This window comes from Bradyrhizobium sp. C-145 (assembly GCF_023375135.1).
Lineage (GTDB): Bacteria > Pseudomonadota > Alphaproteobacteria > Rhizobiales > Xanthobacteraceae > Bradyrhizobium > Bradyrhizobium zhanjiangense.
On sequence record NZ_CP088150.1, the window covers coordinates 236,738 to 250,593 of the forward strand.

A 13,856-nucleotide genomic window follows, 5' to 3' on the forward strand; every position below is an offset into this window, starting at 1 on the left:
GGAATGAGAGGGAAGGGATGAAACAGGCAGCGGATTTTCGCCTTTCGCGCCTTGTCTGGCCGGCCATCCTCGCCTATTACACGCCCCGACCACAGGGGTTCCTACCTCTTATCGGCACCTTCAGGAGAGGTGGCAGAGTGGTTGAATGCACCGCACTCGAAATGCGGCATAGGTGCAAGCCTATCGGGGGTTCGAATCCCTCCCTCTCCGCCATTATCAAGTATGTCCAGCCCGGACACATAGGTAACAGGTCGTACCTAAGACATGGGTGACAACCTCGTGCCGAACGGGTTGTCGAGGGGTTGCAGGGTCACTCACTCCAAGCATTCATGGCACAGCCGCATTGTTGCTCGGCACGCGCGTTCGCCGTCAACCCCGCGCGCCAAAGGCGCGCCCCTGCGGGCTGCGGGGGTTGACCGCTCAGCGCGGCCGAGCCAAGGGCTGCCGTGCCAAGAATGAGCAAGACTGCCTCTCGGTCAAAGCGAGGATGTCGTACCGGAGACATCGGTGACGGGCTTTGGGCCGAATGGGTTGTCGAGGGGCTGCAAGGTCTTTTGCTCCAGGTCGAAGTAGCCCAGATCGTAGTGCATGAAGCTGACGAGCCAAATGCCGTCGTCGACCTCCTTGATGCCGAGCTTTTGGCCGGCCAGCACGACGGAGATATTGATTTTCTTGCGGTGCAGGCAAAGGCGCCCACAGGATGTGATGACGACGTCGCGATCGTGGAAGGGATAGGTCAGTTCGGGCAGGCCATCGTAGCGGCGTGCTGAAGCTGTGTAGAGGTCTGCGGGACGCTTCATATCGAGAGCTTCGTGAGGGCGTTCCTCATTGAACTCGTGCCGGAAGCTATCAAAGCGATCCTGCTGCTGGAGGCTGTTGAACCCCGGCGGTCTGGTGGCTTCCCTTTTGAGCGTGAGATGCATGCGCTCATGACGGCCGTTCTGCTGCGGATGGCCTGGCTTAATGCGCTCGATCGCAATGCCGAGCCGGAGCCACCACACTGACAGCTTCGAGAGATTGAACAAAGCATTGGGACTGGCAAAGGGGACGCCATTGTCGGAGCGGATGGCAAACGGCAGGCCGCGCTCGCGGAACAGCTGCTCAAAGGCTGTGAGGGCAGCGTCTTCGCGCGTTGAGTCCAGCGCTTCGCAGAGCAGCAGAAAGCGCGAGGCATGGTCGGTAACGGTCAGTGGATAGCAGTATCGGCCATTGCCGAGCTTGAACTCGCCCTTGAAGTCGGCGCACCACAGATCATTGGGGAGCGTGCCCGGCGACAGCGGCGTGCCGTGCGCATGGTGGCGCGGCCCGCTGCTGCGCTTGACCAGACCGTGGCGGTCGAGCACCGCATGAATGGTGCTTTTGGCGGGAACCCTGATGTCGCCATCGAGCCGGCGTACCAGCAGTTCTCGGATCTTGCGGGCGCCCCAGTGCGGCTTCTCGGCCTTGAGCTGGACAATCAGGGTCTCGACCTGTTGCGGGAGCTGATTGGCGTAGCGTATGGGCCGCCTGGAGCGGTCGCTCAACGCCCCAAGCCCTTGCTCCTTGTAGCGGTCGAAAATCTTATAGCCGGTCTTGCGGGAGATGCCGAACTCGCGGCAGACCTCGGTCATGGCTTCCCCATCCAGAAGCCGGGCGACAAAGCGCAGGCGCTCTTCCATTACCGAACTCACTTTCCACGGCATCCACACCTCCCGCAGAACAAAAGCGGAAAGTGTAACCCATGTGTCCGGTACGTTCTGTCACCTATGTCTCGGGCCGCTCAGTAGATCGCTCCGCTAGCACCGTCCTCGCCGTCGCCACAAACGCTTGCGCCGCCGGCGAGAGAGTTCGTCCCTGGCGCTGGAGCAGCGATACCGGGCGGGTGATGGCCGGGCGCACCAGCGGCTTCGCGATCAGCGTCGGGAATTGATCGGCCGGTAGCATCGTTGCGGGAAGGATGGCGAGGCCGAGGCCCTGCGCGGTCATGGCGAGCGCGGTGTTGATCAGCGTCACTTCATAGGTCGGCGAGAGGCGCTTGCCCTGCGCGCCCAATGCCTGATCAATCTGCATGCGGATCCGCGTCTCGCGCCGCATCGCGATCGTCGGGAGCTGCTCGAGCTCGTCCCATGTGAGGGAACGACGTGCGGCGAAGTCGGCGGTGCGGCGGCCGATTGCGCTCAGGCGACCGCGGGCCAGGGTCTCGACCGACATCTCCGCGATCTCGCCCTCCACGCTGCCGATCGCGAACTCTGCATCGGTTGCGATCATGCGCGGAACGAGATCGTCCGCGGCAACGTCGCGCATGTCGATCTCAATGTCCGGATAGCCTGCGCGGAATTTCGCCAACACCAAAGGCAGCAGCGCCGATGCGGCGCCGGCTGACGCGAGAAACACGGCGCGACCTGCGCGCGCCTGCGCGAGGTCATGCATGCGCCGTGACAGTCCTTGCGCATCGCTGAGCATCCGTTCGGCGGCATGAAAAGCTTCGTCGGCGGCCAGCGTTGGCTGCACGGACCGCGTGGAGCGATCGAACAGCCTGACGCCAAGTTGGACCTCGAGCTGCTGGACCAAGAGGCTCGCCGCCGATTGCGTGATCCCGAGCTCGCGCGCGGCCCGCGTGATGCTGCGCGTCCGGTACACGCCGGTGAAGGCCTGCAGCTGCCTCAAGGTGACATTCATAGGCAATGCTCATGAATTGATGAGTTCTTTCTGGCTTATCTCATAAGCGACCCTGCAATAAAATGCATGCTGCGTGGACGGCGAATCCGCGGGTGAAGCATGGGATGGAAACGAGCATGAGGACACAGGTGCTGGTGGTGGGCGCCGGGCCCGTCGGATTGACCGCGGCGATGGATCTGGCCTCGCGCGGGATCGACGTCGTCGTCGCGGAGATCCGCCATGCCGGCGATCCGCCCAGCGTCAAATGCAATCACGTTTCGGCGCGCTCGATGGAGATCTTCCGCCGGCTCGGCGTCGCCGCAAAGCTGCGCGACGCAGGCCTGCCGGCCGACTTCCCGAACGATTGCTCCTACCGGACCACCGCGACCGGCATCGAACTTTGCCGCATCGACATCCCCTCCCGCGCGCGCCGTTACACCGCAACCGGCGGTCCCGACACCTGGTGGCCGACGCCCGAGCCGCCGCACCGGATCAACCAGGTCTATCTCGAGCCGATCTTGTTTGGCCATGCCGCCGCGCAGCCGCGCATCACCATTTTGGCGCGCACGGAAATTACGGACATCGAACAGAACGACGGCCCTGTGATCGCGATAGGTCGCAACCTCGACAGCGGAAACCCGCTCCGTATCGAAGCCAACTTCGTGATCGGGTGCGATGGCAGCCGTTCGCTCGTGCGGAAATCGATTGGCGCGAGCCTGTCCGGGACGCCGGTGATCCAGCGCGTGCAATCGACCTATATCGAAGCTCCGCAACTCAAGGAACTGATGGGAGCGCACAAGCCTGCCTGGATGGTGCTCTCGCTCAACCCGCGGCGCTCCGGCACCACGGTTGCGATCGACGGTCACGACCGCTGGCTGATCCACAATCACCTGAAGCCCGACGAGCCCGAGTTCGATTCGGTCGATCGCGACTGGGCGATCCGCGCCATTCTCGGCGTCGATGCGCGCTTCGAATACCGGGTCCTTAGCAAGGAGGACTGGGTCGGGCGCCGGCTGGTGGCCGATCGCTTCCGCGATCGCAGGGTCTTCATCTGCGGCGACGCCGCGCATTTGTGGATGCCCTATGCCGGCTACGGCATGAATGCGGGCATTGCCGACGCCGTCGACCTCTGCTGGCAATTGGCGGCGCATCTGAACGGGTGGGCGCCGGCTTCAATTCTCGACGCCTATGAAGCGGAGCGCCAGCCCATCACCGAACAGGTGTCGCGCTTTGCGATGGACCACGCGATGAAGATGATGGCCCAGCGCGGCGGCGTCTCAGCGGAGATCGAGGACGCCACGCCGCGCGGGCACGCGGCGCGCGCAGCGCTGGCCAGGGCGGCGTACGATCTGAACGTGCAGCAATATTGCTGCGCCGGCCTCAACTTCGGCTACTACTACGATGCCTCGCCGATTATCGCCTATGACGGTGAGACCCCGCCGGCTTACGCGATGGGAAGTTTTGCGCCTTCCACCGTACCCGGCGCCCGCGCGCCGCACCTCTTCCTGCGCGACGGCCGATCGCTCTACGATGCATTCGGGCCCGGCTATACATTGCTGCGGCTCGATCCGGCGATCGATGTGGCAGAGCTCGAGTCGGCCGCGGAGGAACGCGGCATGCCGCTCACGCTGGTCGACATCGCGCCGGACGAGGCGAACGGTGCCTATGCCGAGAAGCTGGTGCTGGTGCGGCCAGACCAGCACATCGCCTGGCGCGGGCAAGTCGCGCCCGACAATCCGCAAGGGTTACTGGCGCGCCTCACCGGCGAGGCGACGTAAGGGGACTGCGGGTTTCCGGCCTGACGGCCACAAATCAAAACTTCATCGGGGGAGGGGAACGTGTTTCACTCTGCAAGACGTCGCATTCTGGCCGTGCTGACGGCCACGACTTTCGCCGTGCTGCCGCTGGGGGGCGTTGAGGCGGCCTATCCGGAGCAATTGATCAAGATCATCGTGACCTTCCCGCCCGGCGGCAGCGCCGATACCGTGATCCGCACGCTCGAGCCGCTGGTCACCGCCGAGCTCAAGCAGAGCCTGGTGATCGAGAACCGCGCCGGAGCAGGGGGCAACATCGGCATGGCCGCGGTCGCGCAAGCCAAGCCGGACGGCTATACGCTCGGTGTCGCGCCGGCAGGCAGCCTGACGGTGAATCCGCACCTCAATTCGTCAATGCCGTTCGATCCCAGGGATCTCGCGCCGATCACCCTGCTTGCGGAGATTCCCTTTGTGCTGGTAGCGTCTGCAAACGTGCCCGCGCACAATACGGCGGAGACGATCGCGCTCGCCAAGGCAAAGCCAGGCGCGTTGTCGATCGGACATGGCGGCAACTCGACCGCCATGCATCTGACGGCAGCGCTGTTCGCGCAGAAGACGGGGATTAATATGGAGCTCGTACCCTATCGCGGGACCGCGCCGGCGACGGTCGATGTGCTCGCAGGGCACGTCCCGTTCGCTGTGCTGGATATCCCCGCATCGCGGCAGCTGATCCTCGAAGGCAAGCTCAACGCGATCGGCGTCTCCTCGGCGCGCCGTCTTGCATCCCTCCCTGACGTGCCGACTCTTGCCGAGAGCGGGATCGCGGGTTTCGAATCGGTCGGCTGGTTCGGTCTCGTTGCTCCGGCCGGGACGCCTGCGGATGTCGTCGGCCGACTGAACGAAGCCTTCACGAAGGCCCTGAAAGACCCGTCGGTGGTCGAGAAGATCCGCACCCTCGGCGCAGAGCCCGCGCCGACATCGCCTGAGCAGTTCGGCCGCTTCATTCAGGGCGAAAGCGCGAAATGGGGCAAGCTGATTGGCGAGGCCGGGATCAAGGCGAACTAAAGCGCGATGCGATGAGGATGAATCGTTATCCCGCTTTAGGTGTTGTTTGGGCATGATCTTTTCGGAAAACCGCTGCGCACTTTGCGCTCACGCGGCCCTTCGGGTCCGGATCATGCTTTAACGCGCGGCGATGCCCGCGCTCTCGATCACCCGCTTGTAGCGTGCGGTCTCCTCGACGATGAACGGCTCCATCTCGGCCGGCCCCTTGTCGGCGATCGACACCTGGCCGTTGGTGGCGAGGTCCGCGACGATGGCGGGGTCGGCGAGCACGGCGGCCAGGGCCTCAGAGAGCCTGCCCACGATTCTCGGGTCGGTTCCGGCAGGGACCGAGACCCAGGTCGAGCCGACACTGACGGCGTCCGGGTAGCCGACCTCGAGCACCGTGGGCGCGCCGGGCAGCGCGGCCAGCCGCGCCGTGCCGGTGGTGCCGAGCACCTTGACCTTGCCGGTGTCGATCAGCGGCCTGAGCACGGTAAGGTAGTCGAAGGAGACGTCCAGGATGCCCGACATCATGTCGGTCATCTGGCTCGAGCCCGACTTGTAAGGCACGTGGGTCAGCTTGATGCCGGCGGCAGCCTGGAACATCTCGCCGGCGAGGTGCTGGGCGGTGTCGGGGCCGGGGGACCCGAAATTGACCTTGCCCGGGTTGGCCTTCGCGTACGCGACGAACTCAGCCAGCGAGTTGTAGGGCGCTGCCGCGGTCGCGACGAGGATCTGGTTCGACGAGCTCACGCCGCGGACGTGGACGTAGCTCTTGAGCGGGTCGTAGTTGAGCTTCGCCAGCCCCAGGTTCGGCTGGATCGTCATAGGCCCGCCGGAGGCGTAGAGCACGGTGTAGCCGTCGGGCTGGGCCCGGGCAACGAACTCCGTCCCAATGGTCCCGCCAGCGCCGGGGCGGTTCTCCACCACCACGGGCTGCCCAAGCCGCGTCCGCAGCAGCTCCGCGATCTTGCGCGAGACGAGGTCGGTGACGCCGCCGGCCCCGAACGGCACTACCCAGGTGATCGCGCGGTTCGGCCAGGATTCTGCGGCCGTCTGAGCCCCCGCGGCGCCCGCCTGGAGCGCCAGCGTCGTCGCGGCGACGAGGCACAAGAGCGCTCTCATCACCTTGGCGGCGATGCCTTCCATGGTTGCAGTTCTCCCTCGCTGCCGTGTGGCCGTTTATGGCCATGTTGACTGAAAGTTACAGCTGTGAGTCTCTTCCAACCATCGGCGCAATCTGAGCATCTCTTTTGCAGAATATGAAAAGATGGATGAATTGCCTTCAGGTCGTGGAACTGTTCGTCATCATGGGTCCGCGAGGGCAGCTTCTCGGCGGCGGCCCGCCGCGCCGGGCTCTCGCCGACCTTGGTGTCGCTACATCGGCGAGCTCGAAGCGCAGTTAGGCGTGCAGCTGTTCAACTGCAGCATCTGATCGGACGCATCGGTCGCGATCTCTCGCCGGCTGCGCGCTTCAGCGCGGCATACTTGCGGGCGCTCAGCCGATCCGCGACCGCAAGCTCGCCGGCTGACGTGTCGTGCAGCAACCGTCTATGCCCTCTGCAGACAGTGCGGTCTTGAACCCGCCATCGGCGGAATCCGACCAAGCAACATCCCGCCGGCTGACTGGCGGCAGCCGCCCGCCGGCAGTTAGGTGACGATGTTCGACAAAGCCTATCGGCAGCGCCTCGAAGCCGATCTTGCACAATGGGAAGCTGACGGTGTGATCGCGCCGGCGGCGGCCGCCTCCATCCGCAATGCGCTGCCGCCGCTGCCGGCCGGCATCAACATCGCCGTGGTCGTCGCCATTGTCGGCGGCCTGTTGATCGCGGCGGCTTTTCTCGCCTTCGTCGCGGCGCACTGGACCGAGATCGCGCGGCTGTTGCGGTTCGTGATCCTGCTTGCCGGCATGGTCGTCGCAGGCGGTCTCGGGGCGTGGTTCGCCAGCGCGGGACGCACGGTTCTCGCCGATCTCTGTGCCAGCATTGGCGCGATCGTCTTTGGCGCGGGCATCGCGCTGGTCGGCCAGATGTATCATCTCGGCGAGGACTTTGCCGGCGGCATGCTGCTGTGGTCGATCGGCGCATTGGCCGGGGCACTCTTGACCGGTTCGCGCGGTGCGCTCGCGGTCGGTCTCGTGGCCGCCTCGATCTGGACCTGCTTGCGGACTTACGACACGCCGGACGCCCTGCATCTTCCCTTTGTGGCAGTCTGGCTCATCGCCGCCGCGACGGCCTTCGCATGGAATTCTCGCGTGGCGGCGCATCTCGTCGCGATCGCGATGCTGCCGTGGTGGATCGCGACGTCGCTCCGCTTTGAACTCGATGGCGCGCAGCCATCATTCCTGCTTGCGAACGGCGCGGCGCTGTTGTTCGGCGCGGGGCTCGCGATCGCCGCATCGCCGTCGCCGAGGGCGCTCCGCCTCGGGAGCGTTCTGTCGATCTACGGGGCGTTTACGCTGGCCGGCGTTGCCTGCCTCGAGGTGACGACTGTCGACGACATCGTTAGCTTCCGGACCGGCACGGTGCCAGCTCAACCGCTTTGGGCGATCCTGAGCGGGATTGCGGGTGCAATCCTTTCTCTCGCATCCGCCGGGATCACCAGGCGCGCCGGTGAAGTCCTGGCAGCATGCGCCATCGGGCTCGTGCTGCTCGCCGCGCCGATCTGGCCGGCATCTGCGGCCGGCGAGCCCTGGTTCGCCTATGCCGCGCTGCTCTGCGCCATGCTGTGCCTCGTCGTCTCCGGCATGCTCGATGAGGTGCGTCCGCGAATCGTTGCCGGCTGGCTCGGCATCGCCGGCGTAATCGCGGGCATCACCTGGGCCGTGAAGGGCTCGCTGCTGGGCCGCTCGGCCTTCCTTGCGGCGGCCGGAATCATCGCCGTCGGATTTGCGACCGCGCTCAATCGCATGCTGCCGAGGGCTGCGCGATGATCAAACTGGCCGCATCAGTCACAAAAATCTGGCAGCGCATTCCGAAAGCCGTGCTGTTCGGGGGCGCGGTCCTGCTTCAATGCGTGCTGCTGGTCCTGATGGTCGCCGATCGCATGCAGATCCTGCGCGAGGGCCGTGAGGTGACCTTGCAGACGCAGCCGGTCGATCCCCGCGATCTCCTGCGCGGCGACTATGTCGTGCTCCGCTATGAAATCTCGCAAGTGCCGGCCGGCGCGCTCGCCGGCAAGCCGGCCGCCGAACGCAATGCCGTCGTGTTCGTCAAGCTCGCGCCCAATGCCAGCGGCCTTTACGAGGCCGTCTCGGTGCATGCCGAGCCTGTCCCGGTCACGGCGCCTGACGTGCTGATCCGCGGCCGCGTCGGCTATTCGGGAGGCGCCTGCGGCACAAACGGCCGCACCTTCTGTGACAAGCTGACGATCAAATACGGTCTCGAAAGCTATTTCGTGCCCGAAGGCGAGGGCAAGAAGCTCGAGCAGGCGCGCAACCAGCAGAAGCTGCGGGTCGTCGCCGCGGTGCTGCCCTCCGGCCGCGCTGCCATCAAGCGGCTGCTGCTCGACGGCGAGCCGGTGTATGAGGAGCCTTGGTACTAGGCGTCTATCGTTCGGTGCCCGCCTTCAACGCCCGCCGCAGCACATCCCACATCCTGGGATCGCCCATCTGCGCCACGTTGAACCGCATGAAGTTCGATGCCGTCTGGGACACGCTGAACACGTTGCCCGGTGCCAGCACCACATCCTCTTCGAGAGCCGCGCGCGCGACGGCCGTGGCATCCTGGCCGCCCGGAAGACGGCACCAGAGGAAGAAGCCGCCGCGCGGCGTCAGCCACGGCTCGATGCCGAGCGCCTGAAGCTTGCGCGCGACGTCGCGCCGGGCGCGCATGAGCCGTTGCCTGAGCTCGTCCATGTGCTTGCGATAGCTGCCGCCGGCCAGCACCTTTGCGATGATCTCGGTCGCGACCGGGCTTGAGCCGCCGAAGCTGGTTGCGACCTGGAGATCGACGAGATGCTCGATCCAGTCGGCGCGCGCGGCGATATAGCCGCAGCGCACCGAGGCCGATAGCGTCTTGGAGAAGCTGCCGATGCGGATCACGCGGGCGAGACCGTCGAGCGCGGCAAGGCGCGGCGAGCGCTCCGGCTCGAAGTCGCCGAAAATATCGTCCTCGACGATCGTGAGGTCGTGCGCGGCGGCCGCGCTCAGCAGCCGATGCGCAGTCGGAAGCGACAGCGTCGCGCCGGTCGGATTGTGCAGCGCTGAATTGGTGATGTAGAGCCGCGGCCGTTCGCTGGCGAGGACCTGCTCGAAGCTTGCGACGTCCGGACCCGATGGCGTGTAGGGCACGCCGACGATCTTCGCCTGGTGCGCCCGCAGCAAGGCGCGAAAATTAAAGTAGCAGGGATCATCGACCAGCACGGTGTCGCCGGGACGGAGCAGGAAGCGGCAGACGAGATCGGCACTTTGCGTGCCCGAGCCCGTGAGCATGAGTTGGTCGACCGACACCTCGATCGCATCTTCCGCAAGACGCGTAAGCAGCAGCCGGCGCAGTGCCGGCGAACCGCGCGTGCCGCCGTAGTCCGCCAATAGAGTCGCATGGGTCCGCGCGAGCGCGCGGATAGCGCGTCGCAGCGCCGCCTCCGGCATCCACTCCGGCGGCAGCCAGCCGCAGCCGGGCTTCAGCGCGGTCGTGTCTGCATCGAGCGACTGCCGCGAGACCCAGAATGGATCGACCTCCCGGTCGCGGCGCGGCTCGACCTCGGCAAGCGCAAGCGGCGGCATGACCGTCGGCGAGACGTAGAAGCCCGAGCCGCGACGGGCACGGATCAGCCCTTCCGCGGCCAGGCGGTCATAGGCCTCGACGATGGTGGAAGGCGAAACCCCCATCGTCGCCGCAAGGCTGCGGATCGATGGCAAGCGGTCGCCGGCACCGAGCGCGCGGCCCGCGACCTTGGTGCGGATGGCACTCATCACGTCTGCGGTCCGCGTTCCGTTGCGCCCTCTCGCTGATGCCTCGCTGTCCAAGTGTATCGCCTTCCATATCCATACAGTTTTGCCAGATTGTACTGAACTGTCGCTGGTCTTGTCACTGGCGATGGCCGAGCATCGCGCTCGCAAAAAGCGAGACAGCAATGCAATCTACCGCCACCGGCTGGGGCAATGGGCTTCTCGGCGTCATTATCTTCAGCGGCTCGCTGCCGGCGACGCGCGTGGCGGTCGGCGGCTTCTCCGCGCTGTTCCTGACGTCCACGCGCGCGGTCATTGCGGCGTTGATAGGCCTGGCCGTGCTCGGCTTGCTCCGTCAGGCGCGGCCGGCGAGGCACGATCTCGCCTCACTCGCCATCGTCGCCATCGGCGTCGTGGTCGGCTTTCCCTTGCTGACCGCGCTCGCGCTCCAGCACATCACTTCGGCGCATTCGATCGTCTTCATCGGCCTCTTGCCGCTATCGACCGCGATCTTCGGCGTCTTGCGCGGCGGTGAGCGGCCGCAGCCGTTGTTCTGGCTGTTCGCCGTCCTCGGCAGTGCCACCGTCGCGGGCTTTGCTCTGTCGCATGACGGCTCAGCCTCGCTCAGCGGCGATCTCCTGATGGTGGCCGCGATCGTCTTATGCGGTCTCGGCTATGCCGAAGGCGCCGCGTTGTCGCGCCGCCTCGGCGGCTGGCAGGTGATCTCCTGGGCGCTACTGCTCGCGCTGCCGCTGATGGTGGCCGTCGCGATTTGGACGTGGCCGCCGATATGGAGCGGCGTTAGCGCGCCCGCCTGGATCGGGCTCGCCTACGTCTCGATCTTCAGCATGTTCGTCGGCTTCATCTTCTGGTATCGCGGGCTTGCGCTCGGCGGCATCGCCCGCGTCGGCCAGTTGCAGCAGCTCCAGCCATTCTTCGGCCTCGCGCTCGCCGGCCTGTTGCTGCACGAGCCGGTTGCCTGGAGCATGATCGCCGCGACCGTGCTCGTGGTCGCCTGCGTCTTCTTCGCGCGGCGGTTTGCATGATGATGGCCGGCTAGTCCTGCCTTCGGCACGGCAATAGCGCGAGTGCACGGACTGTCCGAGCAGGCCCGGTGAACGCGCGCGAGATCAATGATTCCCGCGCGCGCCCAGCGACGTACGAGCCGCGAACGAGCTCACTCCATCACGGTTTTCGTCAGCGTCGAGCGGGCGAATTTCTTCAGCGGCATCGGCTTGCCGAACAGAAAGCCCTGCACGAGATCGAAGCCGAGCTCGTTCGCGCCGACGAGGTCGGCGCGGCTCTCGACGCCCTCGGCGACCACGCGCGCGCCGTAGCCCTGCGCAAGCTCGACGATGTGACGGCACACCGTGCGCTTCAGCCGGTCACTGCCGCTGCCGGTGACGAAGTGCCGGTCGGCCTTCATCATGACGAAGGGAATCTTGTCCAGGCCCATCAGCGCCGGCCAGTTGGCGCCGAGATTGTCGATCGCGAGGCCAATATTGTGCAGCCCCACCTCGCGTGCGACCTCGGTCAGGAGATCGAGATCGCGGGTCGCTTCTTCGCTGTCGATCTCGATGGTCAGCCCGCCGAAGGCCGGATGCGTCGGCACGCGGCGACAGAGATCGCGCACCGCCTGCGGCGCCTTCAGATAGGACGCCGGCAGGTTGATCGAGAGATCGACCGGGCTCTGCTGCTCCAGCAGATAGTGCCAGTCCTGCATGGCGCGCTCGATCACGAATTCCGAGAGATCACGCAGATGCGGATCGTGCTCCTCGGGAATGAAATAGGCCGGCGGCACGACGCCCCAGGTCGGATGGCGCATTCGCACCAGCGCCTCGGCGCCGCTGCGGATCAGCGTGCGCGCGTCGATCTTGGGCTGGTACCAGAGCTCCAGCCAGCCGGCATGCAAGGCCTCGCCGACATGCACGGCCGGGCTCGGCGCCGGCTCCTCCGGCAGCAGCATCGCGACACGCTCGCGCAGCGTCTCCGCGGCAAAGGGCGTGGTCAGCGGCGGCAGCATCGCAAGGCCATATTCCTCGCCGACCTGCCGCACGGCCCTGACGACGATCGATTCGCGGGCGCCGACCGCCAGAACCTTCCCAGCGAAGCCCTCACGCACCAAGACCTCGAGGAATCTCCCCGGCTCGATGCCGTCGGTGGCGACACCGAGCAGGATCAGATCCGGCAATTCGGTGGCGAGCACGGTTTGCAGCTCGTCCGCGCTGGCGCATTCGCAGGTAACGAAGCCAAGATCCTCGAGCACTTCGCTGAGGAAGGCGCGCAAGTGACGCTTGCTGTCGGCCACGCAGGCGCGCGGCGTCACCTTTCGCCGGCCGAAGGTTACAGGCCTTCGTCCGACGAGTTCAACAATCCCATCGTTCATCAACACCACTCCCGTTCCGTGACGGTTTCTTAAACGCGGAGCGTGGGTTCAAATAAGGAGAGCGTCACGTCGTTGTTGAATTATTTGAGTAACGTTAAGCCCTGCAATTCGAGCTAATTTGTCGACAGATTCTTCGAAAAGAATTCGCATACTCGGGCACCGCACGCGCAACGGCTGCCAGCGCATGCGGAATTTCTCCCGAGCGATCGATGAAGGTGCGGCTTGCCGACGCCAGGCATCGAGCGATGCGGTTGCGTGGCCCTTTGCTGCAATGACAGAACGATTGGAGAATTAATTTCCGACGGCTTTTTCGTGTTGTGCCACGCCGACTGCCTTGTAGTCATAGGTCGGATAGAATTCGGTGCGATAAGATCCCCAGGCCGTGTCCTCGATGACGCGGTTGACCTCGCGCAGCCGCGACGCCGGCAGGCGCAGCGTGATCACCTGGCCAACGCCCATCATCACATACCAGCTCACGACCTCGACGCCGGCCGGCGGAAACGCCTTGTAGAAGCCCTGCGTCTCGAGTTGCGCATTCAGCTCGTGCAGCGGCCGGGATTGATCGTGCTTGAAGAAGACGGTCAGCAGCACCGCGTTGTCGGCGGTCGGCGCAGCATTGCCTTGCGGCGGCGTGGTCTGCGCCATCGTCGTCGATGTGAGCGCGAGCGCACTCACGAGCAACGTCACCATCGTCAGGGTCCGTCGGTTCGATCTCATCGCGACCTCCTGCGGCTTGTTCCTTCGCAGCATCGGAGGATAGGAGCGACAGCTACGGCCGCGGAACTCATTTTCGCGCGATGCGGGCATGTTCCATCTGCGCTCGTGACAGTTATGCGACGATGCGTCCGCGCCTGTCGGCGCAAATGTGAAACACTTCACATGCGCACTGCTGCGCCTGCGCTATTGCTCCGCACAGCCGGTGGTGGGCTGTCGAGGATGCAGCAATGACGATGCGGCGAATGATGTATTGGTGGTTCAGATTTGTGCTGTCGGGGCGATTTCTCGATCGCTTCCTGTGTCTGCCGCGCGCGCATTAGAGCACGATCCGGAAAAGTGTGAAGCGGTTTTCCGAAAAGATCATGCTCAAACAAAGACCTAAAGCGCGATGACGGTTCAATTCGATCTCATCGCGCATTAGGGCATG

The 13,856-nt window shown here is 65.1% G+C and carries 11 protein-coding genes and 1 tRNA gene; 6 read left to right on the plus strand and 6 right to left on the minus strand.

All coding sequences use genetic code 11. The annotated features are described in order from the left end of the window. The first annotated feature begins 123 nt into the window (after nucleotides 1-123). Nucleotides 124-213 (plus strand) — tRNA-Ser (locus tag LRP30_RS01120). A gap of 263 nt (nucleotides 214-476) precedes the next feature. Here the strand turns inward: LRP30_RS01120 and LRP30_RS01125 are convergent. Both LRP30_RS01125 and LRP30_RS01130 read right to left on the minus strand, forming a co-directional pair. After that, on the minus strand, nucleotides 477-1,682 hold the full coding sequence (locus LRP30_RS01125; RefSeq protein WP_249756508.1) for an integrase core domain-containing protein: 1,206 nt from the start codon (nucleotides 1,680-1,682) through the stop codon (nucleotides 477-479). Nucleotides 1,683-1,743: 61 nt separating this feature from the next. Beyond that, entirely contained in the window at nucleotides 1,744-2,658 is a 915-nt protein-coding gene (locus LRP30_RS01130) for a LysR family transcriptional regulator (RefSeq protein WP_249759068.1), read from the minus strand. A 116-nt stretch (nucleotides 2,659-2,774) separates the two neighbouring features. Between LRP30_RS01130 and LRP30_RS01135 the strand changes: the two genes are divergently transcribed. Next, nucleotides 2,775-4,415 carry an FAD-dependent oxidoreductase gene (locus LRP30_RS01135; protein ID WP_249759069.1) on the plus strand — a complete coding sequence of 547 codons (1,641 nt, stop codon included), beginning with the start codon at nucleotides 2,775-2,777 and terminating at the stop codon, nucleotides 4,413-4,415. 60 nt (nucleotides 4,416-4,475) lie between these two features. Then, complete coding sequence (locus LRP30_RS01140; protein WP_249759070.1) at nucleotides 4,476-5,456, plus strand: tripartite tricarboxylate transporter substrate binding protein; 981 nt, start codon at nucleotides 4,476-4,478, stop codon at nucleotides 5,454-5,456. Between the two features lie 117 nt (nucleotides 5,457-5,573). Here LRP30_RS01140 and LRP30_RS01145 read toward each other — a convergent pair whose 3' ends face one another. Next, entirely contained in the window at nucleotides 5,574-6,584 is a 1,011-nt protein-coding gene (locus LRP30_RS01145; RefSeq protein ID WP_249759071.1) for a tripartite tricarboxylate transporter substrate binding protein, read from the minus strand. Between the two features lie 511 nt (nucleotides 6,585-7,095). Here LRP30_RS01145 and LRP30_RS01150 point away from each other — a divergent pair. Both LRP30_RS01150 and LRP30_RS01155 read left to right on the plus strand, forming a co-directional pair. Continuing rightward, on the plus strand, nucleotides 7,096-8,367 hold the full coding sequence (locus tag LRP30_RS01150; RefSeq protein ID WP_249759072.1) for a DUF2157 domain-containing protein: 1,272 nt from the start codon (nucleotides 7,096-7,098) through the stop codon (nucleotides 8,365-8,367). Next, complete coding sequence (locus tag LRP30_RS01155; RefSeq protein ID WP_249759073.1) at nucleotides 8,364-8,978, plus strand: GDYXXLXY domain-containing protein; 615 nt, start codon at nucleotides 8,364-8,366, stop codon at nucleotides 8,976-8,978. Before LRP30_RS01150 ends, LRP30_RS01155 begins: the two co-directional genes overlap by 4 nt. A gap of 4 nt (nucleotides 8,979-8,982) precedes the next feature. Here the strand turns inward: LRP30_RS01155 and LRP30_RS01160 are convergent, their stop codons facing one another. Then, nucleotides 8,983-10,350, minus strand: a complete 1,368-nt coding sequence (locus LRP30_RS01160; RefSeq protein ID WP_249761979.1) for a PLP-dependent aminotransferase family protein — start codon at nucleotides 10,348-10,350, stop codon at nucleotides 8,983-8,985. Nucleotides 10,351-10,511: 161 nt separating this feature from the next. Here LRP30_RS01160 and LRP30_RS01165 point away from each other — a divergent pair, with 161 nt between their 5' ends. Beyond that, the gene (locus tag LRP30_RS01165; protein WP_249759074.1) at nucleotides 10,512-11,372 is read left to right on the plus strand and encodes a DMT family transporter; all 861 of its coding nucleotides are present in this window, start codon (nucleotides 10,512-10,514) and stop codon (nucleotides 11,370-11,372) included. Nucleotides 11,373-11,503: 131 nt separating this feature from the next. Here the strand turns inward: LRP30_RS01165 and LRP30_RS01170 are convergent, their stop codons facing one another. Both LRP30_RS01170 and LRP30_RS01175 read right to left on the minus strand, forming a co-directional pair. Continuing rightward, nucleotides 11,504-12,712: an EAL domain-containing response regulator gene (locus LRP30_RS01170; protein WP_128942469.1), complete on the minus strand. Its 1,209-nt coding sequence runs from the start codon at nucleotides 12,710-12,712 to the stop codon at nucleotides 11,504-11,506. Between the two features lie 291 nt (nucleotides 12,713-13,003). Next, entirely contained in the window at nucleotides 13,004-13,429 is a 426-nt protein-coding gene (locus LRP30_RS01175; RefSeq protein WP_249759075.1) for a hypothetical protein, read from the minus strand. Nucleotides 13,430-13,856 lie beyond the last annotated feature (427 nt).

What these genes read in the sequence shown, in the direction of transcription:
- LRP30_RS01130 (WP_249759068.1), bottom strand. Translation starts at nt 2,658, where the DNA reads ATGAATGTCACCTTGAGGCAGCTGCAGGCCTTCACCGGCGTGTACCGG.
- LRP30_RS01165 (WP_249759074.1), top strand. Translation starts at nt 10,512, where the DNA reads ATGCAATCTACCGCCACCGGCTGGGGCAATGGGCTTCTCGGCGTCATT.
- LRP30_RS01125 (WP_249756508.1), bottom strand. Translation starts at nt 1,682, where the DNA reads ATGCCGTGGAAAGTGAGTTCGGTAATGGAAGAGCGCCTGCGCTTTGTC.
- LRP30_RS01160 (WP_249761979.1), bottom strand. Translation starts at nt 10,350, where the DNA reads ATGAGTGCCATCCGCACCAAGGTCGCGGGCCGCGCGCTCGGTGCCGGC.
- LRP30_RS01175 (WP_249759075.1), bottom strand. Translation starts at nt 13,429, where the DNA reads ATGAGATCGAACCGACGGACCCTGACGATGGTGACGTTGCTCGTGAGT.
- LRP30_RS01155 (WP_249759073.1), top strand. Translation starts at nt 8,364, where the DNA reads ATGATCAAACTGGCCGCATCAGTCACAAAAATCTGGCAGCGCATTCCG.
- LRP30_RS01150 (WP_249759072.1), top strand. Translation starts at nt 7,096, where the DNA reads ATGTTCGACAAAGCCTATCGGCAGCGCCTCGAAGCCGATCTTGCACAA.
- LRP30_RS01170 (WP_128942469.1), bottom strand. Translation starts at nt 12,712, where the DNA reads ATGAACGATGGGATTGTTGAACTCGTCGGACGAAGGCCTGTAACCTTC.
- LRP30_RS01145 (WP_249759071.1), bottom strand. Translation starts at nt 6,584, where the DNA reads ATGGAAGGCATCGCCGCCAAGGTGATGAGAGCGCTCTTGTGCCTCGTC.
- LRP30_RS01135 (WP_249759069.1), top strand. Translation starts at nt 2,775, where the DNA reads ATGAGGACACAGGTGCTGGTGGTGGGCGCCGGGCCCGTCGGATTGACC.